The following is a 24,574-nucleotide window of genomic DNA, read 5'->3' as shown; positions in this document are numbered from 1 at the left end:
CTCGACCGCGGTCCGTCCTGGCCGGTGGCTTGGCAGCCCTGGCGCTGTTGTGCCCGCTGGCTGCCAGCAGCGCGACCCGAGCCGAGCCCCGCTTCGAGAGCATCGGCGACGCCAGCCAGATCCCCGACGGCATCGTCACCGCCCTGGCGCAGGACCCGCGCGGCCTGCTGTGGATAGGCACCAGCGCCGGCCTGCTGCGCTACGACGGCTACCAGCTGCGCAGCTACGACATCCGCGCCAGCGGCAGCACGCGCAAGGGCACGAATTTCGTGCGCAGCCTGCTGACCGCGCGCGACGGCGCCATCTGGCTGGGCAGCGACAGCGCGGGGCTGGCGCGCTACGAGCCCGCGACCGAGCGCTGGACCTTCTTCGGCAGCGATGCGGGCGACCCGGCGCGCCTGGCCGGCGCCACGGTGCGCGCGCTGGCGGAGGACGGTGCCGGCCAGGTGTGGATAGGCACGCTGGGCGCCGGCCTGCGACGCTACGACCCGGCCAGCAACAGCTTCGCCGAGCGCCACGTCAGCGACGGACTGCCCGACGAAAGGGTGCAGGCCCTGTGGGTGGACCGGCGTGGCGACCTCTGGGTGGGCACCTGGGGCGGCCTGGCCCTGTGCCCGCGCGAGGCACAGCGCTGCCGGGCCATTGCGCTGGACGCCTCCGCGGCCGGCGAGGGGCTGGGCAGCGAGGTCATCACGCTGCTGGGCGAGACCAGCGACGGGCAGCTCTGGGTCGGCACGCGCAGCGGCGCGCTGCTGCGCCTGGACCCGCGTAGCGAGCGGGGGCAGTGGCTGCAGCGCCCCGAGGGGGGGCGTCATGGCGCCTATTACGCGATGGTGCAGCTCGATGACGGCGAACTCTGGCTCGGCCGCACCGATGGCGTCGAGCGGCGCCAGCTGGCCGACGGCCGCCTGCTGCAGCTGCTGCGCCGCGACCTGCGCAAGCCCTGGGGCCTGGCCGGCAACAGCATCGCCACCATGCTGCGCGACCAGGCCGGCTGGGTCTGGCTGGGCAGCTTCGGCGGCGGCCTGCAGCGCTACAACGCCACCGAGAGCGGCCTGAGCGTGCTGCGCCTGATCGAGCGCGCCGGCGCCGAGCCGCTGGAAGCCGATGTACGCAGCGTCGCGCAGCTGCGCGGCAGCGGCGAGGTCTGGCTGGGGCTGAACGAACATGGCATCGCGGTGCTGGACCGCGAGCTGCAGGCGCGCGCCGTCATCGCGCCCGGCCGCGGCGGATTCCCGGGCGGCCTGGTCGGAGCAATCGCGCAGGACCTGCGCAGCGAGCAGGTCTGGGTGGGCGCCAATGCGAAGCTTCTGCGCTTTTCCACCGAGCGGCAGCTGCTCGGCTCGGAAGCGGTGGGCAAAGGACGCATACGCCGGCTGCTTCCTGCCGAGGACGGCAGCCTGTGGATAGGCACCGAGGACGGGCTGTTCCGTCGCGATCCCTCGGGCAAGCTGCTGCGCATCGGGCTGGCCGGCGGTCGGGCGCTGGGCGGCAACATCCACACGCTGCTGCTCACGCCGGACGGTGCGCTGTGGGCGGGCACCGAGTTCGGCCTGCTGCGCCTGGCGCCCGGCAGCGAGTCGCTGGCCGAGGTCGCGGTGCGCGGCGACGGGGCGAGCACGCGATCCTCGGTGCTGGGCCTGCTGCTCGACGGCAAGGGCAGTCTGTGGATAGACACCAACGCCGGCCTCTTCCGCGCGCCGGACTGGCGCGCCGCGCAGCTGGACTTCGAGCCGGTCGCCGAGCGTCACGGCTTTGGCGGCCAGAGCTTCGGCGCCAATCTGCTGGCCGACGCGCATGGTCGGGTGTGGAGCCAGCGCGGCGTGTTCGACGTCGCCGCGGGCAGCCACTACGCGCTGACGCCCGCCGACGGCAGCGACATCGGCACCGGCTGGTTCCGTTCCTATGCCCCGCTGGACGACGGGCGCCTGCTTTTCGGCGGCAGTACCGGGCTGCTGGTGGTGCAGCCCGAGCATTTCAAGCCCTGGACCTATGCGCCGCCGCTGACCTTGACCGAGCTGCGTGTCGCCGGCGAGCGCGTCGCACGCGGTGCGGCCGACGAGCCGCTCACGCTGCAGCCCGGACAGCGCAGCTTCAGCGCGGAATTCGCGGCGCTGGACTTCAGCAGTCCGCGCAGCGTGCGCTACCGCTACCGGCTGGACGGGCGCGACAAGGACTGGCTGGAGGCCGATGCCGCCTACCGTGTCGCCAGCTACGAGGATCTGGCGCCGGGTGACTATCTGCTGCGCGTGCGTGGCAGCAATCGCGCCGGCGTCTGGAGCGACAAGGAGCTGACCCTGCCGGTGCGCGTGCTGCCGGCCTGGTGGCAGACCTGGTGGGGCACCGTGCTGCTGGTGCTGGCTGCGACGCTGCTGATGCTCGGCGTGGTGCAGCTGCGCACGCGATGGCTGGCGCGCCGGCAGCGCGAGCTCGAGGCGCGCGTGCGCGAGCGCACCGAGGCGCTGGAGGCCGTGTCGGCCGAGCTGCGCCGCAAGAGCCAGGAGCTGGAGGAGGCCAGCCTCAGCGATCCGCTGACCGGCCTGCGCAACCGCCGCTTCCTCGACCGCCATATCGAGCAGGACGTCGCGCTGTCGCTGCGGCGGCACGAGGGCGCGCGCCGCCAGGGACGCGCCGCGGTCGACGACGGCGACCTGGTGTTCTTCCTGCTCGACCTCGACCACTTCAAGTCGCTCAACGACAGCCGCGGCCATGCGGCCGGCGACGCGGTGCTGCAGCAGATGCACGACCGCCTGGCCCAGGTGTTCCGCGAGAGCGACTACCTCTTGCGCTGGGGTGGCGAGGAGTTCCTCATCGTCGCGCGCGAGACCTCGCGCAGCCATGCGGCGGAGCTGGCCGAGCGCGCGCGCCGCGCGGTGGGCGAGCGACGCTTCCTGCTTGCCGATGGCAGCACGGTGGCGATGAGCTGCTCGCTGGGCTTTGCCCCCTTCCCGCTGCAGCCGGCGCAGCCGGGGCTGCTGGACTGGCGCATCTCGCTGGGCCTGGCCGATGCGGCGCTCTATGCCGCCAAGGCCGCCGGGCGCAACACCTGGGTGGGCGTGCATGCCGCGCCCCAGCAGGATGCGGCCGCCCTGCGTGCGCAGGCGGCGCGACCGCAGAGCGACTGGCTGGCCAGCGGCGAGCTGGAGGTGATCAGGCGCGTGGCATGAGCGCGGCCGGCCGTGCTGCATTCAGCGCGGCCAGGCGCTCGACCGTGCCGACGTCGGTCCATGCGCCACGGTAGTGCACGGCGCCCAGGCGCTGCTGCGTGATCGCCGCTTCCAGGTGGGGGCGCAGGCGTGCCGCCTGTCCGGCTGGCACGCCGGCGAAGAACTCGCGCCGGTACAGGCCGATGCAGGACCAGGTGTAGCGCTGCGGCGCGTCCAGCAGTGCCAGGCCTTCGGCGCTGATGCCGAAGTCGCCGTCCGGGTGGTGCGGAGGGTTGTCCACCATCCACAGCTGCGCGAGCAGCAGGCCCTGCGCGAAGCGCCGGGCGGCATCCATGTCGAACTCGAAGCCGGGCACGAACACATCGCCCGAGACGACCCAGAAATGCGCGTCGCCATCGGCGCACAGCAGCGGCAGCGCGCGGGCGATGCCACCGGCAGTCTCCAGCGCGCCGCCGCAATCGCGGCCCTCGAAGCTGTAGTGCAGGCGCACGCCGTAAGCCGAGCCTTCGCCCAGCGTTGCGGGGAACTGCTCCTCCAGCCAGGCGGTGTTGACGACGATGTCGCGCACGCCGGCCCGGGCCAGCGCCTCGATGTGCCAGACGATCAGCGGCTTGCCCTGCACCTCGATCAAGGGCTTGGGGCGGTGGTCGGTCAGCGGCCGCAGGCGCTCGCCGCGCCCGGCCGCGAGGATGATGGCTCGCATGGGCCGGCAGTGTAGGGGCTGCCGTTCGCCTTGCCGTCTCAGGCCGCAGCGGGCAGTGCGTTCGGTCCGGCCACTGGAACCCAGACGCGAAAGCGCGTGCCCTCACCCGGTGTGGATTTCACCTGGATCGCGCCGCCATGCTTCTGCACGATGGAGAAGGACAGCGACAGCCCCAGGCCGGTGCCCTGACCCACCGGCTTGGTGGTGAAGAAGGGCTCGAAGATGCGCCGCTGCACTTCCGGGGGCATGCCCTTGCCGTTGTCGGCCACCTCGATCCACACGCCCTCGATGCCACCGCGCGCCTCGACGCCGCTGCTCAGCGTGATCAGGCCGCGCTTGCCTTCCATCGCATGCGCGGCATTGACGATCAGGTTCATGAACACCTGGTTGAGCTGGCCGGCCAGGCAGCGCACCGGCGGCAGCGTGCCGTAGTGGCGCTCGATGTCGGCGCGGTACTTGACCTCGTTCATCACCACGTTCAGCGTGGATTCGATGCCGGCATTGATGTCGGCGTCCTGCCAGTCGGCCGAATCCACGCGCGAGAAGTCCTTGAGGTCCTGCACGATCTTCTTCACCCGCGACAGGCCTTCTTCGCTCTCCTGCAGCAGCGCGGGCAGGTCCTCGGCCAGGTAGTCGAGGTCGGCCGCCTTCTCGAGCCGGGCGAGCTCGGCATCTTCGGCCAGCTCGTCGCGGTGGCGGCCGTAGGCGGCAACCAGCGCGAGCAGCGCTTCGACATAGCGGCGCAGCGAGCCGAGGTTGGAGTTGACGAAGCCGATCGGGTTGTTGATCTCGTGCGCCACGCCGGCGGCGAGCTGGCCGATCGAGGCCATCTTCTCGGACTGCAGCAGCTGGTTCTGCGCTTCCTCGAGACGCCGGTTGGTCTCCTGGATGTTGCGGTAGTTCAGCACCAGCTCTTCCTGCGCGCGCATCACCTCGGTGCGGTCCTGCAGCAGCCACCAGACCGAGGCCTGCGGGTCCTCGGGGTTGGTGGTGTAGGCGATCATCTGCACCCAGATCGGCGTGCCGCGCTCGGTGCGCAGCCGCATCTCATGCGTCAGCGGGCGGCCCTCGGCCAGGGTCTTGCGCATCAGGCGGCTGAGCTCGCGGAAGTCCTCTTCGCTGGGGAAGAAGCGTCGGGCATCCAGGCTGCCGCCGAGCGGATTGTCGAGCTCGAAGATCTCGGCGAACTTCTTGTTGCTGCGCGAGATCGCGCTGCCTCGCGTGGCGATGATGCCCACCGAGGCGTTCTCCAGAAAGGCGTCGAGCTCGTGGTTGCTCAGCAGCAGTTCGGCAGTGCGCTGCGCGACGATGTTCTCCAGCTCGGCCTGGCTGCGGCGCAGCTGCTCTTCCGCCATTTGTCGCGCTGTGACATCCTGCAGGGTCTCTATCGCACCAACCACGCGCCCCTCGATGTCACGAAGCGGCGTCGCGGTGAAGTACACCCAGCGGGCCTGGCCGCCCAGCTGGGGGAAGAAGGTTTCGCATTCCCAGGTATCGGGCAGCAGCAGGTTGGAGCGCAGCGCGCTGCCATAGCGCTGTACGCCTTCGGCCTCCACCCGGCCGTCCACCACCAGATCGGCCAGCACCGGCCGCGGCGCGGTGTCGAAGGCGCGCCAGGGCTCGTGGCTGCCCAGCAGTTCGGTGGCGGGTACGCCGGTCAGCCGCGCGCAGGCGGCGTTCCAGTGCGTCACGCGGTGCTCGGCGTCGATCACGAAGGTCGGCACCGGATCGGTCTCGATGATCTGGTGCATCACGCGGCCCATCTCGAGCAGGCTGTTCTGCACGTGGCGCATGTCGCTCAGGTCCTGGCAGGTGATCACCGCCAGCGTGCCGTCTGCGCAGCAGAGCTGGCGGGCATTGATGTCGAGGTGGCGGACCGCGCCGCTGGCTGTCAGCGCATCGCACTCCAGCGAGGGCAACTGCTCGGCTTCGCTGAGGCAGCGACGTCCGTAGTGCTGGAGCGGCGCGATGAACTCGGCCGTCGCCCATGCGTAGTGAGGCATGGCCTGCAGCTGATCGAGGCTGTAGCCGAGCAGGCGCTGCATGGCGGAGTTTGCGAACAGCGTTTCGTCTCCGGCGTGCACCAGGACCGGGGCGCTCACCGCCTCGAGCGACGAGCAGAACTCGCGGCTCAATGTCCGCGTCGTCCCGCCGGCCGGGCGCAGTCCGGCGCTTCCCGTCAGGCCGGCCTGCGGCATGGGTGCGGGCGTGCTGTGGAACTCAAGCATGCTGCACCGCCACGCCTGCCGCACCTGGCCCGCTGCGCTGAGCGCCTGACGGCGGCAAGGGGCTCTTGCCGGGCGTCGCCGGAATCGGACGGGCGTCCTTGTCCTGCTTGACGAAGTAGCTCAGCCTGAGCCCGTCGCGGGCCTCGAGCTCCTGCACCTGCCGCACCAGCTGTGCGGTGAACTTGAAGCCGGCCGGAAGCAGCACGTTGCCCTGCGGGCTCAGCAGCGCGCGCGACAGCACCATGCCGGAGCGCAGTCCGCTGCTGTCGACCTCGATGTCCGCTTCGGCTTCCTTCATCAACTCGCGCAGCACCGCGTTGAAGGCTTCCCAGAGATCCGGTGCATAGCGCTGCGCCGCGCCTTCGGCGATCAGGCTTGCCGCCTCCTGGGTGGAGTACTCCTTCTGCGCAAGACGGCCGGAGATCAGCGACTCGAAGGTGCTGGCGATGTTGATGATCTGTGAGCCCAGCGGTACCTCGTAGCCGCTCAGGCCGTCCGGGAAGCCGTGGCCATCGATGCGCTCGTGCTGCGAGCGGATGATCAAAGCGGTCTGACGCAGCCGGCCCAGCGGCATCAGTGCTGCCTGGGCCTGCACCGGATGACGCTTGTAGCGCTCGAACTCGGCACCTGTCATCAGCGAGACGGTCTTGTTCATCAGCGCGTCGGGCAGGCCGATCTTGCCGATCTCGTGGAGCAGGCCCGCGTTGTAGATGTCCAGCACCTCGGCGGGGCCCATGCCCATCTGCTCGGCAATGCGCTGGGCGAGCGCGGCGACGCGATGCCCGTGGCCGGAAACGCTGCCGTCGCGCAGCTCCAGCAGCGCGGAGAAGACAGCGATCGAGGTGGCGAAGTTCTCCTCGAGCAGCGCGTTGGCCTCCTGCAGCCGCTGGTTGGCAGCAGCCATGCGGGTGTTGGCGTCGGCGAGCTTGAGGTTGCTCTCTTCCAGCTCGGCGGTGCGCTCCTTGACCCTGCGGTCAAGTTCTTCGTTGCTGTTCGCCAGCTGGGTGTTGCTGGCCTCGAGTTCATCGTTGAGCTGCTGGAGCATCTCGTTGGCGCTCTGCAGCTGTTCGTTCTGCGACTGGATCAGTGCGGCGAAGCGGCGGTTCTCGCGCTCCAGCTGCTGGCGCTTGAGGCTATCGCTCAGGCTGAGCAGCAGCTCCTGATCGTCCCAGGGTTTGGCGATGTAGCGGTGGATCTCGCCCTGGTTGATCGCGGCGATGGTCGAGTTGATGTCCGCATAGCCTGTCAGCAGCAGCCGCACCACCTCGGGCCAGCGTTCGCGCACGATGGCCAGCAGCTGCGCGCCGTCCATCTGCGGCATGCGCATGTCCGAGACGATCAGGTCCACCGGCTCGCGCTCGAGGATCTCCAGCGCAGCGGCGCCGCTCTCGGCAATCAGCACGCGGTAGCCCTGCGGGCGGCACAGGCGCCGCAGCGAGCTCAGGATCGAAGGCTCGTCATCGACGAAGAGCAGCGTGGGCTCGGGCAGTGGGCTTGGCGTCGTTTCCATGAGGTCCTCCCGAACGGCAGCGCCGTCGCTTTCGGGCTTGGACCTGAGTGTGCATCAAATGATAAAAACGAGCTCAACTAGATAAAAATGATTCGGAGGCCGCGCGAATTTCGTCACAGCTGTCGCCGCCTCGCGGCAGTGACTCAGGCCTTGGCGCTGCCCAGGCCCAGCGGGGCGGGCAGCAGGTTGAGGATGCGCTGGAACAGGCCTTGGTAGGCCTCGTCCGGCGCATGGCCGGTCAGTGGATCGCGGTTCGCCGCGAAGGCCTCGTCCAACTCGGCCCAGTCCTCGGCGCTGAGCATGCGTATGGCGGCGGGAAGAATCTCGCGCTCTTCGAGTTCCATGTGCTGCAGATAGGACGCGATGTAGCGCTCGACCTGACGCTCGAAGCGCTCGCGCCGCGGTTCGCCGAGCATCTCGAAGGCCAGCAGGCTGTGCTCGAGCTCGCGGATCGCGTTCTCGCCACGGTCGTGGTCGTGGTCCAGCTTGTCCAGCGTGTCGCGCAGTTCGGGCGCGCGGGCGCGCAGCTTGGGAAAGAGCAGCTCGCTTTCCTTGGGGTGGTGCAGGCGCTCGGGGAACTCGTCGACGTAGAAGATCATCGCGCGCAGCGCAGCGAAGTCGGGCAGCGTGCCGTGGCGGCGGTGCTCGGCCAGCAGCAGCGGGATGGAGCGCAGCATCGCCGCCAAGGCGCTGTGTTCGTCGCGGATGATGCGCAGGGTCAGCGGGGTCGTGTTCATCGCAGAAGTCTCCGGAATTCTTTGCCGCAAGCGTGACAGAGTGGCGCGCCGGGGTCTTGCCTTGAGTCAAGCTGGGACCAGATCGTTGCGCAAGTAAAATCCAGGGTTTTCCCCGCAACTCTGCATCGCATCCACCATGGCTGATACCGCTGCTCGCAACACCACCCAGATGGCCAACGCCATTCGCGCACTGGCCATGGACGCCGTGCAGCAGGCCAATTCGGGACACCCTGGCGCCCCCATGGGCATGGCCGACATCGCCGTCGCGCTGTGGGGCAGCCACCTCAAGCACAACCCGGCCAATCCGCAGTGGGCCGACCGCGACCGCTTCGTGCTGTCCAACGGCCACGGCTCGATGCTGATCTACGCGCTGCTGCACCTCAGCGGCTACGAGCTGTCGATGCAGGAGCTGAAGAACTTCCGTCAGCTGCACAGCAAGACGCCGGGCCATCCCGAGGTGGGCATCACCCCGGGCGTGGAGACCACCACCGGTCCGCTGGGCCAGGGCATCACCAATGCGGTGGGCCTGGCGCTGGCCGAGAAGATGCTGGCCAAGGAATTCAACCGCGACGGCCATGCCATCGTCGACCACCACACCTATGTGTTCCTGGGCGACGGCTGCCTGATGGAAGGCATCAGCCACGAGGCCTGCGCGCTGGCCGGTGCCTGGAAGCTCAACAAGCTGATCGCGATCTACGACGACAACGGCATCTCCATCGACGGCCAGGTCGCGCCCTGGTTCATCGACAACACCGCGCAGCGCTTCCAGGCCTATGGCTGGAACGTGATCGGCTCGGTGGACGGCCACGATGTCGAGGCCGTGGCGCAGGCCATCGCCGACGCGAAGAAGAGCAGCGAGAAGCCCACGCTGATCATCGCCAAGACGCATATCGGCAAGGGCTCGCCCAACCGCGCCAACACCGCCAAGGCCCACGGCGAGCCGCTGGGCGCCGAGGAGATCAAGCTCACCCGTGAAGCGATCGGCTGGACCCACGAGCCCTTCGTGATCCCCGCCGAGGTCTATGCCGACTGGGACGCCAAGGCTGCCGGCGCCGCTGCCGAAAAGAGCTGGGACGAGCGCTTCGAGGCCTATGCCGCCGCCCATCCCGAGCTGGCTGCCGAGTTCCAGCGCCGCATGGCCGGTGTGCTGCCCGCCAACTTCGCGCAGACTGCGGTGGACGCCGTGATCGCCGCCCACACCAAGGCCGAGACCGTGGCCAGCCGCAAGGCCAGCCAGCTGGCGCTGGAGCACTTCACTGCGGCACTGCCCGAGCTGCTCGGCGGCTCGGCCGACCTGACCGGCTCGAACCTGACCAACACCAAGAGCACGCCGGCCTTCCGCATCGAAGCCGACGGCAGCAGCAACGGCGGCCGCCACATCAACTACGGCGTGCGCGAGTTCGGCATGGCCGCGATCATGAACGGCATCGCGCTGCATGGCGGCTACATCCCCTACGGCGGTACCTTCCTGACCTTCAGCGACTACAGCCGCAACGCCATCCGCATGGCCGCGCTGATGAAGCAGCGCGTGATCCATGTGTTCACGCACGACTCCATCGGCCTGGGCGAGGACGGCCCGACGCACCAGTCGATCGAGCATGTCTCCAGCCTGCGTCTGATCCCGGGCCTGGATGTCTGGCGTCCGGCTGACACCGCCGAGACCGTGGTCGCCTGGACCATGGCCATCGGCAACGCCACGCGTCCCAGCGTGCTGGCGCTGTCGCGCCAGAACCTGCCCTATGCGCCCAAGGTCGCGGTGGACGAGATCGCCAAGGGCGCCTATGTGCTGGCCGAGCCCAGCGAGGTGGGCCTGAAGAAGAGGGCCCAGGTGGTGATCATCGCCACCGGCTCCGAGGTGCAACTGGCGCTGAACGCGCAGGCACTGCTGGCCAAGGACGGCATCGCCGCGCGCGTGGTCTCGATGCCCAGCACCAATGTCTTCGACCGCCAGGACGCCAAGTACAAGCAGAGCGTGCTGCCGGCCGGTCTGCCGCGCGTGGCCGTCGAGGCCGGCGTCAGCGACTTCTGGTGGAAGTACGGCTGCGCCGCCGTGGTCGGCATCGACAGCTATGGCGAATCGGCCCCGGCCGGCGTGCTGTTCAAGCACTTCGGCTTCACCGCCGAGAACGTGGCCGATACGGTCAAGGTGGCGGTCGGCGCCGCGCGTCTGAAGGGCGCTCGGAAGTGATCCGAAGGGGTGCCTCGCAGCACCCCTTTTGTTTTTGGTTTTTCAGGTTTTTCTTCAGGAGACTGACATGACGATCAAGATCGGTATCAACGGCTTCGGCCGCATCGGCCGCATGGTGTTCCGCGCTGCCATCAAGAACTTCAAGGACATCGAGGTGGTCGGCATCAACGACCTGCTCGAGCCCGACTACCTGGCCTACATGCTGAAGTACGACAGCGTGCACGGCCGCTTCGACGGCGAAGTCTCGGTCGAGGGCAACACCCTGGTCGTCAACGGCAAGAAGATCCGCCTGACCGCCGAGCGCGACCCCGCCGCGCTGAAGTGGAACGAAGTCGGCGCCGACATCGTCGTCGAGGCCACTGGCCTGTTCCTGGACAAGGCGGGCGGCGAGAAGCACCTGGCCGCCGGTGCCAAGAAGGTCATCATGTCGGCGCCGTCCAAGGACGACACGCCGATGTTCGTCTTTGGCGTCAACGACAAGACCTACGCCGGCCAGGCCATCATCTCCAACGCTTCGTGCACCACCAACTGCCTGGCCCCGGTGGCCAAGGTGCTGAATGACAAGTGGGGCATCAAGCGCGGCCTGATGACCACGGTGCACGCCGCCACCGCGACGCAGAAGACCGTCGACGGCCCGTCCAACAAGGACTGGCGCGGTGGCCGTGGCATCCTGGAGAACATCATCCCCAGCAGCACCGGCGCCGCCAAGGCCGTGGGCGTGGTGATCCCCGAGCTGAACAAGAAGCTGACCGGCATGAGCTTCCGCGTGCCGACCTCCGACGTCTCGGTGGTCGACCTGACCGTCGAGCTGAACAGCCCTGCCACCTACGCCGAGATCTGCGCCGAGATGAAGGCGCAGTCTGAGGGCGCGATGAAGGGCGTGCTCGGCTACACCGAGGACAAGGTGGTCGCCACCGACTTCCGCGGCGATGCCCGCACCTCGATCTTCGACGCCGACGCCGGCATCGCGCTGGACGGCACCTTCGTCAAGCTGGTGTCCTGGTACGACAACGAGTGGGGCTACTCCAACAAGGTGCTGGAGATGGTGCGCGTCGTCGCCAAGTAAGCACGCTGCGCTCGCGCTGTGCATCGAAGGGGCCCTGCGAGGGCCCCTTTTCTTTGCTTGTCCGCTGCTCGGTGGAGCGGGCCGCTTGAGGGTGCATGCCCCGCTTGGCGCGAGGCGGCGATGCGACCGGTCTTGGGGAATCACCCCATCGGCTCCCGGGGTGCACGATTGGAAACCTTGCAGCAACAGCAGCAGCACTAGACTGCGCGCTGTCATGACCAGTGTTGCAGGTGCAAGTCGATGCGGACTCCGCTGATTCATCAACGATCGACAAAGGTAGGTCAGCTTCTGGCAGCGCTGCTGGCCCTTGCCGCATGGCAGGTGCAGGCCACGCCGCCGGGCGAGGGCGGCAAGCCGCGCATCCCGCCGCGGCTCGAGGCCGAAGCCGCCACGGCGCGCGTGATCGTCAAGTACCGCGCCAATGCGACCCTCCTCGCCAGCGATATCAAGAAGGCGCAGTCGGCCGACGGCAGCGCCAGCGGCCCGCAGAGCGCCGCGGTGCTGGCGCAGCGCCTGAGCCTGGCGCTCAGCGACGGCCGCGCGCTGGGCAGCCGCAGCCAGGTGCTGCACGGCCAGGGCCTGAGCTCGCGCGCACTGGTCGAGAAGCTCGCGCAGCAGGCCGATGTCGAATGGGTGGTCGAGGACCAGCGGCGCTTCCCGCTGGCGGCGCCCAACGACCCGCTCTTTGCCGACAACCAGACGAGCAGCACGCCGGTGGCCGGCCAGTGGTACCTGCGTGCACCGAACAGCACGCTGGTCTCGGCGATCAATGCCGAGGGTGCCTGGGCCACCACCCAGGGCAGTGCCGGCATCGTCGTGGCCATCCTCGACACCGGCGTGATCAGGACGCATCCGGACCTGTCGAGCAAGCTGCTCGCTGGCTACGACTTCATCACCAATACTGCGACCGCCAACGACGACGCTAGCCCAGTCCAGAACAGCCGCGACAGCAACCCCTCCGACCCCGGAGACTGGATCACCGCGGCCGAGGACAGCGCTGGCAGCTTCAAGGGCTGCGGCGTCGAGAACAGCAGCTGGCACGGCACTCGCGTGGCCAGCGTCGTCGGCGCGGCGACCAACAACGGCATTGGCATGGCCGGCACCGCGCCGAATGCGCCGCTGCTGCCGGTGCGCGTGCTGGGCAAGTGCGGCGGCTACGACTCCGACATCCAGGCGGCGATGCTGTGGTCGGCCGGCATTGCCGTGCCCGGCGTGCCTGCCAATCCGAATCCGGCCCGGGTCATCAATATGAGCCTGGGCTCGTCAGGCAGCTGCAACATCGCCTACCGCGAGGTGGTCAACCAGCTGGTGGCTGCCAGGGCGGTGGTGGTCGCCGCGGCCGGCAACGACGGCCTAGCGGTCGGCACGCCGGCGAGCTGCCCGGGCGTGGTCGCCGTGACCGGCGTGCGCCATGCCGGCACCAAGGTCGGCTATTCGAATCTCGGGCCCGAGGTGAGCATCGCGGCGCCGGCCGGCAACTGCGTGAACCTCAGCGGCCTGTGCCTGTACCCGATCACCGCCGCCACCAACACCGGCACCACGGTGCCGGTCAGCTCCAGCTATACCGATGGCAGCAACTACAACGTCGGCACCAGCTTCGCCGTGCCGCAGGTGGCCGGCACGGTGGCGCTGATGCTGGCGGCCAACAGCGCGCTCACGCCGGGTGAGGTCACCAGCCTGCTGAGGTCCACCGCGCGCAGCTTCCCCAGCAGCGGTGCCGATGCCGGCGTCAGCGCCTGCCAGGCGCCCAGCGGCACGGCCCAGACCAGCGAGTGCTACTGCACGACCGAGACCTGTGGTGCCGGCCTGCTCGACGCCGCGGCCGCGGTGCGGGCCGCCGCCGCGACGCTCGCGCCCACCGCGGTGATCGCCGGCGCGGCGAGCCGTGTGCTCGCCGGCGAGACGCTGAGCCTGGACGCTAGCGGCTCCAGCGCGCCCGGCGGCCGCAGCATCGCCGCCTACCGCTGGACGATCACCAGCGGTGCCGGTCTGGCCAGCATCAGCGGCTCGGCGACCGGCAGCAGCGTGCTGCTGGCGGCCGGTGCCGAGGGCACGGTCACGGTGCAGCTGACCGTCACCGACAGCCTGGGCCAGAGCGCCACGCAGAGCTTCAGCTTCGCGATCGCCGCCGGCCGGCCGACAGCCAGCTTCAGCGCTTCGACCAGCACGCCCAGCGTCGGTGCCAGCGTGACGCTGGACGGCAGCGCTTCCAGCGCCAGGGGCAGCGCGCGGGTCAGCGCCTATCAGTGGGAGATCAGCAGCGGCGCCGGCCTGGCCAGCTTCAGCGGTGCGACCAATGCCAGCACCGCCACGCTGGCGGCCAGTGCGGCCGGCACGGTCACCGTGACGCTGACCGTGACCGACAGCAACGGCTACACGGCCAGCAGCAGCCAGACGCTGACCATCAGTGCCGCGACCGGCGGCTCCAGCACCACGCCCTCGGGCAACAGCAATGCGGGTAGCGGCGGCGGAGGCGCGATGAGCACGCTCTGGCTGGCCGGCCTGCTGCTGCTGACGGCGCTGCTGCCTGGCCGACGCCGCTGAGACGCCGCCTCGCGGCGGCTTGTCGTCCGTCTAGCGCGATGCGCCGGAGGCTGCTGCGGAGGCGGCCACAGCCGAGGCCGCGGCAGCGGCGGCCGCCGGACTGCAGACGCGCGATGCGCCCAGCGCGCGGTCCTTGGCGTCGGCAATCTGCTTGGCCAACAGGCTGTTGGCCTGCGGCAGGCGAATCAGGTGGCGGACCTGCGGCGGCTGCAGCTGCAGCACGCGCAGCTCGCGAATATTGCGCCGCGCTTCCAGTGCCGCTTGCGCTGCCGCCTCGCTGCCGTGACGGCTCAGCACCAGCGCGGGTTGTTCCTCGGGCTTGCCGGCGAGCGGTTCGACGTTGATCTTCAGGCGCTTGAAAGCCTCTTCCCGGCGCGCGAGCTCGCGCGCATCGAGCTTGGCCGTGGCCAGCACCCACACGCCGGGCTGCTCGCCGCTGTCCACCTGCCAGCTCGCTGCAGCCAGTCCCAGGCGCTCCAGCGCGGACTGCGCGGCGCGCAGGCTCTCGTCGCTGGCATAGGGGCCGAACTCGAGGCAGACGGGCTGCTGCAGCGCGCTGGCCGCCTGTGGGGAAAGCAGGGCCACACGCTGCGACTGCTGTTCCTGCTGCAGGCGCTGCGGTTCGCGCCCGGCGTCGGGGCCGACACCCAGCAGCGGGTCCAGCCAGCCGCGTGTCCAGGCGAAGAAGAGGGCGTTGGCCAGCAGCAGCAGCGCGACGAGGGTTCTCAGCATGGGCGCTAGGTTATCAGCTGCCCGCGTCTTTGCCCGTTGCTGCCAGGCGCACGCTCACCTCGCCGGCGCCGATCGCGTGCTGTTGCCCCTGCGCATCCTGCAGCAGCAGTTCGCCATGGGCGCTGACGCCCTGGCCGATGCCGTCCAGCGCGCCGGCGCTGATGGCCTGGCCGCGCAGCAGGTCGCGCCGGCCGTAGGCCGCCATCCAGGCCGGGGAGAAGCCGGTCTGCGGAAAGTCGCGCAGCGCCTGCGCCAGCGCCGGCGCGCAGCGTGCCAGCGCCTGCGGAGCGCCGATGCCGGGGATGAGCTCGTCAAGGCTGGCATAGCCGGTGGCGAAGCTGGCGGCGGACAGGTCGGCACTGGCGCGCACATTGAGGCCCACGCCGACGATGGCCATGCGCTGCTGGCCGGCGGCGACCGTCTCGATCAGGATGCCGCCGAGTTTGCGGCCGTCCAGCCAGATGTCGTTGGGCCACTTCAGCTGCAGCCGCGGCACCCAGCCCTGGGCTGCATCGCCGGGCGGGTCCAGCGCATCGGCGATGGCCGTGCCGACGATCAGCGACAGCCCCGACCAGTCGGTGGCCGCCAGCGGCAGCGCCAGCGAGAAGGTCAGCGAATCGCCGGCCTGCGACTGCCAGATGCGACCCATGCGCCCGCGGCCTTGGGTCTGCGCCTCGGCGACGAGCAGGCAGGGCTGCAGGTCCTGGGCACGCCGACCAAAGCCGCGTCGCTCCTCACCGCCGCCTCGTGTCGCGCCGGCAGCGCTGCCGCCGCTGCGCACGCGGTCAAGCAAGGCCGTGTTGGTCGATTCGATGCGCGCCAGCACCTCGATGCTCAGGCCCGGCAGCAGCGGTTCGAGCTGTTCCCACAGTGCCTCGACATGCCACTGCAGATGTTGCTGTTGCCCTTGTTGATCCGTGCTGCCGCTCATTGCCGACCCCGTCTCGCCCCTTGCGTGCGCTCACACTCAGCGCTTGGCCGAGAGCATCGTGCCACGGCAGCTCTCGCTGCCGCAATGGCAGGCGAACTGCTTTTTCAGCTTAGGGGTGTAGCGCTCGTCGATGACCAGGCCGTAGTCGTAGAAGAGCTCCTCGCCGGGCAGGATGTCGCGCAGCGCCTTGATGAAGACGCGGCCGTTGCTCTCCTCGGCCTCGCAGTTGGGTTCGCAGCTGTGGTTGATCCAGCGCGAGCTGTTGCCGCCGTACAGCGCATCGATGACCAGCCCGTTGTCGAGATGGAAATAGAAGGTGTGGTTGGGCTGCTTGGGATCGTGCGGGTGGCGGCGCAGCGCCTCCGGCCAGGCTATGCGCTCGCCGGTGTACTCGATCACGGTCTCGCCGGCCTCGATGGGGGCGACGGCATAGACACCGCGGCCATGGACGCCAGAGCGCCTCACCTGGATACGGCGGCCGCCCGGGGCCTTGCGCTCTTCTTGCGTCATCTCTCGACTTCGGTACATTGAATTCATGGGTGCGCGTGTGCGTGCGTGTGTGCACGTGTATGCGTACGTACGCATGTGCGCGCGAGGCGGATTGTAGGCAGCTCCTGCACCCGCCCCCCGCCAGCTGTTGAGAAGAAGCCGCAAACATGAGCAAAGCACTGATCATTGCCGAGAAGCCGTCTGTCGCGCAGGACATCGTGCGGGCGTTGACGCCCGTCGCCGGCAAGTTCGACAAGCACGACGAGTATTTCGAGAACGAGCAGTACGTGGTCAGCTCCGCCGTGGGCCACCTGGTGGAGATCAAGGCGCCGGAGGAGTTCGACGTCAAGCGCGGCAAGTGGAGCTTCGCGCACCTGCCGGTGATCCCGCCGCACTTCGAGCTCAACCCCATCGACAAGAGCAAGGGCCGGCTCAATGCGCTGGTCAAGCTGATCCGCCGCAAGGATGTCAGCAGCCTGATCAACGCCTGTGACGCGGGGCGCGAGGGCGAGCTGATCTTCCGCCTGATCGTCCAGTACGCGCAGCCGGCCAAGGGCAAGCTGGACAAGCCGGTGCAGCGCCTGTGGCTGCAGAGCATGACGCCTGCGGCCATCCGCGATGGCTTCGAGCAGCTGCGCAGCGACGCGCAGATGCTGCCGCTGGCCGATGCGGCGCGCTGCCGAAGCGAGGCCGACTGGCTGGTGGGCATCAACGGCACGCGCGCGATGACCGCCTTCAACTCGCGCGACGGCGGCTTCTTCCTCACCACCGTGGGCCGCGTGCAGACGCCCACGCTGTCCATCGTCGTCGAGCGCGAGGAGAAGATCCGCAAGCATGTCTACCGCGACTACTGGGAGATCCGCGGCACTTTCGACGCCCAGGCTGGGCAGTACGAGGGCAAGTGGTTCGATCCGGCGTTCAAGAAGGACGAGAACGACCCGGAGCGCCGCGCCGACCGCGTCTGGACCCGCGCCGAGGCCGACGCCATCGCCGCCGCGGCCACCGGCCAGCCCGCCTCGGTCACCGAGGAGAGCAAGCCCAGCACGCAGGCCAGCCCGGGCCTCTACGACCTGACCACGCTGCAGCGCGAGGCCAACTCGCGCTTCGGCTTCTCGGCCAAGACCACGCTGTCGCTGGCGCAGGCGCTGTACGAGAAGCACAAGGTGCTGACCTACCCGCGTACCGACTCGCGCTACCTGCCCGAGGACTATCTGAGCGTGGCCAAGCAGACCGCCGAGATGATCGCCACCGAGGAGCTGCCCGGCCCGCTGCTGGCGCTGGCCGGCCATGCCGCCACCGCGCTGAAGAACGGCTACATCAAGCCGACCAAGAAGGTCTTCGACAACAGCAAGGTCTCGGACCACTTCGCCATCATCCCGACGCTGCAGGCGCCGCGCAGCCTCACCGAGGCCGAGGCAAAGCTCTACGACATGGTGGTCAAGCGCTTCCTGGCGGTGTTCTTCCCACCGGCGGAGTTCCAGGTCACGACGCGCATCTCCACCGTCAAGGCCGGCGGCAAGGAGTACAAGTTCCAGACCAATGGCAAGGTGCTGGTCAAGCCGGGCTGGCAGGCCATCTACGGCAAGGAAGCGCAGACCGACGACCCGGCCGACGGCAGCGGTGCCAATCTGGTGCCGGTGCAGCCCGGCGAGCTGGTGCGCACCGAAAGCACCGAGGTGAAGGCGCTGCAGACCAAGCCGCCGGCGCGCTACACCGAAGCGACGCTGCTCTCGGCGATGGAAGGCGCGGGCAAGCTGGTCGACGACGACGAACTGCGCGAGGCCATGGCCGAGAAGGGCCTGGGCACGCCGGCCACGCGCGCGGCCATCATCGAAGGCCTGCTGGCCGAGAAGTACATGCTGCGCGAAGGCCGCGAGCTGATCCCCACCGCCAAGGCCTTCCAGCTGATGACGCTGCTGCGCGGTCTGGACGTCGAGGAGCTCACCAAGCCCGAGCTGACCGGCAACTGGGAGTACCAGCTGGCCGAGATGGAGAAGGGCCGCCTGAAGCGCGAGGCCTTCATGGCCGAGATCGCCGCGATGACCGAGAAGGTGGTGCGCAAGGCCAAGGAATACGACCGCGACACCATCCCCGGCGACTACGCGACGCTCAAGACCCCCTGCCCGAAGTGCGGCGGCGTCGTGAAGGAGAACTACCGCCGCTTCACCTGCACCGGAAAATCCGGGGATACCGAAGGCTGCGGCTTCTCTATCGGCAAGATCCCCGGCGGCCGCAGCTTCGAGCTGCATGAGGTCGAGGTCTTCCTGCGTGACAAGAAGATCGGCCCGCTGGAAGGCTTCCGCTCCAAGGCCGGCTGGCCCTTCACCGCCGAGCTGGCGCTGGTCTATGACGACGAGATCCAGAACTGGAAGCTCGAGTTCGACTTCGGCGAGGACGCCAAGAAGGCCGAGGAAAGCGGCGAGCCGGTGGACTTCAGCGGCCAGAGCTCGCTGGGCGCCTGCCCCAAGTGCCAGGGCCATGTGTACGAACATGGCACGAACTACGTCTGCGAGCACGCGGTCGGCGCGCATGTGACCTGCGACTTCAAGACCGGCAAGATCATCCTGCAGCAGACCATCGACGGCACCCAACTGCACAAGCTGCTCGAGCTGGGCAAGACCGACCTGCTCGACGGCTTCGTCTCCAACAAGACGCGTCGCAAGTTCAAGGCCTATCTCGTCTACGACAAGAAGGAAGGCAAGGTGGTGTTCGAGTTCGAACCGCGTGCCGGCCGCCCTGCGGCGAAGACTGCGGGCAAGCCAGCGGCCAAGGCGCCGGCCAAGAAGGCCGCTGCCAAGAAGAGCGCCAGCAAGGGCTGAGTGGCGGCCAATGGCAGCCGCCCGGCGCATGGGGGAAAACAAGCGGCCGCCGAACGGCCCGAATGCGTGACACTTGGGCCGTGAAGGCCCGTCACGCATGGGCCGGCAGGAGCAACAGGGGAGTCAGATGTCCTTGAAGGCCAGTCCGCTGAGCCTGCAGACCCGCCTGATCGCCGGCATCGGCCTGGCCGCCACCGTGCTGGTGGTGGCGATCGGATGGTTCTGGACGGCGCGCGAGGAGCGTGAACTCAACGCTGCGCTGGAGCGCCGCGCCGAGCGCATGGGGCAGATGGTCGCGCGCGGCCTGGCCGGTCCGATCTGGAACATCGACACCCTGGCCATCGACACCCTGCTCGACGCGGTGATGGAGGACCCCGAGGTCCATGCGATCTCGCTGACGGCCACTGGCGTGCACGAGGGGGCGATGGCGCGCAGCCGCGTGGGCATGCCGCAGCAGACGCTGGTGCGCGAGGTGGCCATCCACTACCAGGGCCAGGCCCAGTCGCCGGGCAGCGTGGTCGGCCAGGCGCGGCTGGTCTTCAGCCGGGACAAGGTGCAGGAGACCGTGGCCGGGACGCGCCAGCTGGTGGGCAGCCTGCTGGCGGCAGTGCTGGCGTCGGTGATCGTGGTCAGCTATCTGCTGGTGCGCCGCTTCGTCACCCAGCCGGTGGTGAGCCTGGGCGCGCTGGCCAGGCGCGTGGCCGCCGGCGAGCTGGGTGTGACCCAGCCGGTGCAGCGCTTCGACGAGCTGGGCATGCTCACCGAGCAGTTCAACCAGATGAGCCTGCAGCTGCGCAGCTCGTCCGAAGGCCTGCGGCGCAGCGAGGAGCGCTACCGCGGCCTGTTCGAGAACGCGATCGAGGGCATTTTCCAGGCCGATGCGCGGGGCCGGGTGCTCGAGATCAACCGGGCGCTGGCGCATCTGCTGGGCTTTGCGCGCCCGCAGGACGCGCTGCAGGGCCGTCCCAGCCTGCGCAAGCTGGGCGGCTTCGAACGTGACGAATACAAGCGCCTGACCAACGCGCTGCTGCGCCACCGCATGCTGCAGCAGCTGCCGCTGCTGCTGGTCGGTCCGGGCGGCCGCGAGCTGTGGGTGGAGGTCAGCGTGCGCCTGTCTGCCGACAGTGCCGGCGGCGCGCCCCGCGTTGAGGGCATGGTGACCGACATCACCCAGCGCCGTCAGGCCGAGCAGGAGCTGACGCGCCACCGCGACCATCTGGAAGAGCTGGTCGCCGAGCGCACGCTGGAACTCTCGCAGGCCAAGCTGCGCGCCGAGGAGGCCAACCGCAGCAAGAGCCGCTTCCTGGCCACGATGAGCCACGAGTTCCGCACGCCGCTGAACGCCATCCTCGGCTTCGCGCAGCTGCTGCAGATGGACATGAGCCTCAACGACGCGCAGCGCAGCAAGGTGGACCTGATGCGCGACTCCGGCGAGCACCTGCTCAGCCTGATCTCCGACCTGCTGGACATGGCCAGCATCGAGGCCGGCAAGGTGCGCCTGCTGCCCACCGTGGTGGACCTGCGCGCGCTGCTCGAGGTGGCCTGCGACTCGGTGCGCATCCGTGCCGAGGAGAAGCAGCTCGGCTTCCTCGTCTCGCTGGACCCGGCCCTGCCGCTGCGCGTGCAGATCGACGGCCAGCGCCTGCGCCAGGTGGTGCTGAACCTGCTGGCCAACGGCATCAAGTTCACCGACAGCGGCGAGGTGCGGCTCCATGCGCGCGTGACCGCGCAGCGCCCCGGGCTGGCGCGGGTGCTGATCGAAGTGATCGACACCGGCATCGGCATGGACGAGGCGCAGCAGGCGCGGCTGTTCCAGCCCTTCGAGCAGGTCTCCGAGGACCACCGCCGCGGCGGCGGCACCGGCCTGGGCCTGTCGATCAGCCAGCAGCTGGTGCGGCTGATGGGGGCGCAGATCCAGGTGGAGAGCGCGCCGCAGCGCGGCAGCCGCTTCTTCTTCGAGCTCGAACTCCCCGTTCAGTCCTGACCCCGGCCCTGCGCCGCGCGGCGATACTTGGCCGCAATGTCCGCGACTGTTCTCTACAAGCTGCTGGCGATACTGATCGCCGTGACGATAGGCTGGTTCGTCGGCCGCATGCGCTGGCTGGGCCAGGCCGACCCCTCGGGCACCGGCAGCGATCCGGCGCGGGTGCTCTCGGCCGCGGCCTTCTACATCTTCGTGCCGGCGCTGCTGTTCCGCACCACGGCGCGGGTGGACTTCGCCACGCTGCCCTGGGTCACGCTGTCGGCCTTCTTCGTGCCGGTGCTGCTGATGATCCTGGCCGTCTATGGCGTGCAGCGCTGGCGCGGCGCCGGCGGCCGCGAGGAGCCCGCACTGCCCAGCGTGCAGGCCATCACCACCACCTTCGGCAACACGCTGCAGATCGGCATCCCGATGGCGGCCGGCGTGTTCGGCGAGGCGGGGCTGGCCATCCACATCACCGTGGTCAGCCTGCATGCGCTGATCATCCTGGTGGTGCTGACCGCGCTGGTCGAGCAGGACCTGGCCCGCGCGCGCGCCCACGCCGATGGCGGCGCCAGCCTGCTGCGCACCTTGCGCGCCACCGTGCGCAACACGGTGATCCATCCGGTGGTGCTGCCGGTGGTCGCCGGGCTGACGTGGAATGCGCTGTCGCTGCCGCTGCCCGGCCCCATCGACGAGGTGCTGCAACTGCTCGGCACCGCGGTGGTGCCGCTGTGCCTGGTGCTGATCGGCATGTCGCTGGCCTACTACGGCTGGCCCAAGCGCTGGCGTGGCGTGATCGGGCTGGTGCTGCTGAAGATGATCGCGCTGCCGGCGCTGGTGCTGGCCGTGGCCTGGTGGGGCTTCGGCCTGCGCGGCCTGCCGCTGGCGGTGATCGTGCTGATGGGCACGCTGCCGGTGGGCTCGAACGCGCTGATCTTCGCGCAGCGCTACCGCACGCGCGAAGCCGAGACCACCGCGGCGACGGTGATCTCCACGCTGCTCTATGTGCTGAGCGCGCCGCTGTGGCTGGCGCTGATCGCCTGGCTGACCGGTGTGGGAAGGACCTGAATCGATGACGCATCCCAGTTCCGCGGCCGGCTGGCCCGACACGCGCCTGCAGGCGCTGCTTGGCATCGCGCTGCCGCTGGTGCAGGCGCCGATGGCCGGTCCCAACGACCACGCGCTGGCCGCCGCCGCGGCCTCGGCCGGCGCCCTGGGATCGCTGCCCTGCGCGATGCTGTCGCCCGAGCAGATCCGCGCCGAGGTGCAACGCTTCCGCGCGCTGGCGCCGGGCAAGCCGCTGAACCTGAACTTCTTCTGCCACCGCAACCCGCTGCCCGACGCCGCGCGCGACGCCGCCTGGCGCGAGGCGCTGGCACCGTATTACCGCGAGCTGGGCCTGGACCCGGCCATGCCGCTGCCGGCCGCGACGCGCCGGCCCTTCGATGCCGACACCTGCGCGCTGGTCGAGGAACTGCAGCCCGAAGTGGTGAGCTTCCACTTCGGCCTGCCCGAGCCGGCGCTGCTGGCACGGGTGAAGGCCACCGGCGCCAAGGTGCTGTCCTCTGCCACCACGGTGGACGAGGCGCGCTGGCTGGCCGCGCAGCGCGTGGACGCGATCATTGCCCAGGGCCTGGAAGCCGGCGGCCATCGCGGTGTCTTCCTCGATGCGCAGGACATCAGCACGCAGCCGGGCCTCATTGCGCTGCTGCCGCAGATCGTCGCCGCGGTCGAGCTGCCGGTGATCGCCGCCGGCGGCATCGCCGACGGGCGCGGCATGGCCGCAGCGCTGCAGCTGGGCGCGGCCGGCGTGCAGATCGGCACGGCCTATCTGCTGGCGCCGGAATGCAAGATCCCCGCGGTGCACCGCGCCTCGCTGCAGGACCCGACGCAGGCCGAACGCACGGCGCTGACGAATCTGTTCAGCGGCCGGCCGGCGCGCGGCATCGTCAACCGGCTGATGCGCGAGCTGGGGCCGCTGTCGGCGCTGGCGCCGGCCTTCCCGCAGGCCAGCGCCGCACTGGCGCCGCTGCGCGCCGTGGCCGAGGCGCAGGGCCGCAGTGACTTCACGCCGCTGTGGGCCGGCCAGGCCGCGGCGCTCACCCAGGCCCGGCCGGCGGCGGAGACCACGCGCGCCATTGCTGCGCAGGCGCTGGCGCTGCTGGGCGGGCGCTGAGGGCATCGCACGATGAGCCTGGCGACGCTGCCGCTGCAGACCGGCCTGGTGCTGGCGGTCTTCGTGATCGTCTACCTGGGCATGATCCTCGGCGGCCTGCCGCGGCTGCAGCTCGACCGCACCGGCGTGGCGCTGCTCGGCGCGATCGCCATCGTCGGCACCGGCGTGATGACGCCCGAGCAGGCCGCGCAGAGCATCCACCTGCCGACCATCGTGCTGCTGTTTTCCTTCATGGTGATCTCGGCGCAGATGCGCCTGGGCGGCTTCTACGACCGCGTGACGCGGCGCATCGCCGCGCTGCCGGTCTCGCCCACGCTGCTGCTGGGCGTGGTGATCGCGGTGTCGGCGCTGCTCTCGGCGGTGTTCTCCAACGACATCGTCTGCCTGGCGATGGCGCCGCTGCTGGCCGAGGCCTGCCTGCGCCGCCGCGTCGACCCGGTGCCCTATCTGCTGGCGCTGGCCTGCGCCAGCAATATCGGCTCGGCGGCGACGCTGATCGGCAACCCGCAGAACATGCTGATCGGCGAGGTGCTGAAACTGCACTTCGCCGACTATCTGCGCGGCGCCATCGCGCCGGTGGGCTTCAGCCTGCTGGCGCTGTGGGCGCTGCTGGCCTGGGCGCTGAAGCGCGCGCCCGCGGCGGCCCTGGCACCGGTGCCGACCGAGCGCCGCGAGGAGACGCCTTACGACGGCTGGCAGACCATCAAGGGCCTGGTCGTGGCCGGCGCGCTGGTGGCGGTGTTCCTGCTCACCGACTGGCCGCGCGACGTGGCGGCGCTGGTGGGCGCCGGCGTGCTGCTGCTGAGCCGGCGCTTCCACAGCAGCCGGATGATGGGCCTGATCGACTGGGAGTTGTTGATCCTCTTCATAGGCCTGTTCATCGTCAACCATGCGCTGGCGCTGACCGGGCTGACCGAGCAGGCCATGGCCTGGCTGGTCGCGCAGGGCGTGAACTTGGCCGAGCCGGCGACACTGTTCATCGCCACGCTGGGCCTGTCCAACCTGGTGTCCAACGTGCCGGCGGTGATGCTGCTGCTGCCCGCTGCACAGCAGGCGCCGCACGGCGGCAGCACGCTGGCGCTGGTGTCCACGCTGGCCGGCAATCTGCTGATCGTCGGCTCGATCGCCAACATCATCGTCGTCGATGCGGCGCGCCGCGCCGGTGTGGCGATCGACTGGCGGCGCCATGCGCGCGTGGGCGTGCCGGTGACGCTGGCCAGCCTGGCGATCACCGCCGTCTGGCTGGGCGCGGTGGGCTGAGCGGCACGGCTATCGTGCAGAATGCGCGGCTTGCGCAGAACGCAAGCCTGCGATCTTGATG

16 protein-coding genes are annotated in these 24,574 nt (G+C 69.6%); 9 read left to right on the top strand and 7 right to left on the bottom strand.

The features are described 5' to 3' along the window. Positions 1-29 precede the first annotated feature (29 nt). The gene (locus tag AC2EBS_RS15015) at positions 30-3,167 is read left to right on the top strand and encodes a ligand-binding sensor domain-containing protein (protein ID WP_484729245.1); all 3,138 of its coding nucleotides are present in this window, start codon (positions 30-32) and stop codon (positions 3,165-3,167) included. Here AC2EBS_RS15015 and murU read toward each other — a convergent pair. From murU to AC2EBS_RS14995, 4 genes are all read right to left on the bottom strand, one after another. Next, on the bottom strand, positions 3,151-3,870 hold the full coding sequence (murU, locus tag AC2EBS_RS15010; RefSeq protein WP_484729244.1) for an N-acetylmuramate alpha-1-phosphate uridylyltransferase MurU: 720 nt from the start codon (positions 3,868-3,870) through the stop codon (positions 3,151-3,153). The two genes, AC2EBS_RS15015 and murU, sit on opposite strands and share 17 nt — an antisense overlap. Before the next feature lie 38 nt (positions 3,871-3,908). Then, positions 3,909-6,098, bottom strand: coding sequence for an ATP-binding protein (locus AC2EBS_RS15005; protein ID WP_484729243.1), 2,190 nt, complete (start codon positions 6,096-6,098; stop codon positions 3,909-3,911). Then, positions 6,091-7,608, bottom strand: coding sequence for an HD domain-containing phosphohydrolase (locus tag AC2EBS_RS15000; RefSeq protein WP_484729242.1), 1,518 nt, complete (start codon positions 7,606-7,608; stop codon positions 6,091-6,093). Before AC2EBS_RS15000 ends, AC2EBS_RS15005 begins: the two co-directional genes overlap by 8 nt. Before the next feature lie 143 nt (positions 7,609-7,751). Continuing rightward, the gene (locus tag AC2EBS_RS14995; RefSeq protein WP_484729241.1) at positions 7,752-8,345 is read right to left on the bottom strand and encodes a hemerythrin domain-containing protein; all 594 of its coding nucleotides are present in this window, start codon (positions 8,343-8,345) and stop codon (positions 7,752-7,754) included. A gap of 136 nt (positions 8,346-8,481) precedes the next feature. On the opposite strand from AC2EBS_RS14995, the gene tkt reads away from it, so the two are divergent. The 3 genes from tkt to AC2EBS_RS14980 all read left to right on the top strand — a co-directional run bounded on the left by tkt (position 8,482) and on the right by AC2EBS_RS14980 (position 14,143). Beyond that, a complete protein-coding gene (gene tkt / locus AC2EBS_RS14990) occupies positions 8,482-10,533 on the top strand; it encodes a transketolase (protein WP_484729240.1) in 2,052 nt (683 codons plus the stop codon). A 67-nt stretch (positions 10,534-10,600) separates the two neighbouring features. Beyond that, the gene (gap, locus tag AC2EBS_RS14985) at positions 10,601-11,599 is read left to right on the top strand and encodes a type I glyceraldehyde-3-phosphate dehydrogenase (protein WP_484729239.1); all 999 of its coding nucleotides are present in this window, start codon (positions 10,601-10,603) and stop codon (positions 11,597-11,599) included. 240 nt (positions 11,600-11,839) lie between these two features. Next, complete coding sequence (locus tag AC2EBS_RS14980) at positions 11,840-14,143, top strand: S8 family peptidase (protein ID WP_484729238.1); 2,304 nt, start codon at positions 11,840-11,842, stop codon at positions 14,141-14,143. Between the two features lie 30 nt (positions 14,144-14,173). Here the strand turns inward: AC2EBS_RS14980 and AC2EBS_RS14975 are convergent, their stop codons facing one another. Genes AC2EBS_RS14975 through AC2EBS_RS14965 form a run of 3 tightly spaced genes read right to left on the bottom strand, consistent with a single transcriptional unit; the run spans position 14,174 to position 16,316 of the window. Further along, complete coding sequence (locus AC2EBS_RS14975; RefSeq protein ID WP_484729237.1) at positions 14,174-14,875, bottom strand: hypothetical protein; 702 nt, start codon at positions 14,873-14,875, stop codon at positions 14,174-14,176. 13 nt (positions 14,876-14,888) lie between these two features. Further along, complete coding sequence (locus AC2EBS_RS14970) at positions 14,889-15,806, bottom strand: biotin--[acetyl-CoA-carboxylase] ligase (protein WP_484729236.1); 918 nt, start codon at positions 15,804-15,806, stop codon at positions 14,889-14,891. A 36-nt stretch (positions 15,807-15,842) separates the two neighbouring features. Beyond that, positions 15,843-16,316, bottom strand: a complete 474-nt coding sequence (locus tag AC2EBS_RS14965; RefSeq protein ID WP_484729235.1) for an SET domain-containing protein — start codon at positions 16,314-16,316, stop codon at positions 15,843-15,845. Positions 16,317-16,462: 146 nt separating this feature from the next. Here AC2EBS_RS14965 and AC2EBS_RS14960 point away from each other — a divergent pair, with 146 nt between their 5' ends. The 5 genes from AC2EBS_RS14960 (at position 16,463) to AC2EBS_RS14940 (ending at position 24,513) form a co-directional block, all read left to right on the top strand. Next, positions 16,463-19,114, top strand: a complete 2,652-nt coding sequence (locus AC2EBS_RS14960; RefSeq protein WP_484729234.1) for a DNA topoisomerase III — start codon at positions 16,463-16,465, stop codon at positions 19,112-19,114. Positions 19,115-19,241: 127 nt separating this feature from the next. After that, complete coding sequence (locus AC2EBS_RS14955; RefSeq protein WP_484729233.1) at positions 19,242-21,098, top strand: ATP-binding protein; 1,857 nt, start codon at positions 19,242-19,244, stop codon at positions 21,096-21,098. 36 nt (positions 21,099-21,134) lie between these two features. Then, positions 21,135-22,145, top strand: coding sequence for an AEC family transporter (locus AC2EBS_RS14950; protein ID WP_484729232.1), 1,011 nt, complete (start codon positions 21,135-21,137; stop codon positions 22,143-22,145). A gap of 4 nt (positions 22,146-22,149) precedes the next feature. Next, complete coding sequence (locus AC2EBS_RS14945) at positions 22,150-23,253, top strand: NAD(P)H-dependent flavin oxidoreductase (RefSeq protein ID WP_484729231.1); 1,104 nt, start codon at positions 22,150-22,152, stop codon at positions 23,251-23,253. A gap of 12 nt (positions 23,254-23,265) precedes the next feature. After that, positions 23,266-24,513 (top strand): anion transporter, encoded by a 1,248-nt coding sequence (locus tag AC2EBS_RS14940; RefSeq protein WP_484729230.1) that lies wholly within the window; start codon positions 23,266-23,268, stop codon positions 24,511-24,513. Positions 24,514-24,574 lie beyond the last annotated feature (61 nt).

Source organism: Roseateles sp. T103, from assembly GCF_057219915.1.
This window is presented reverse-complemented; position numbering and strand designations above follow the sequence as displayed.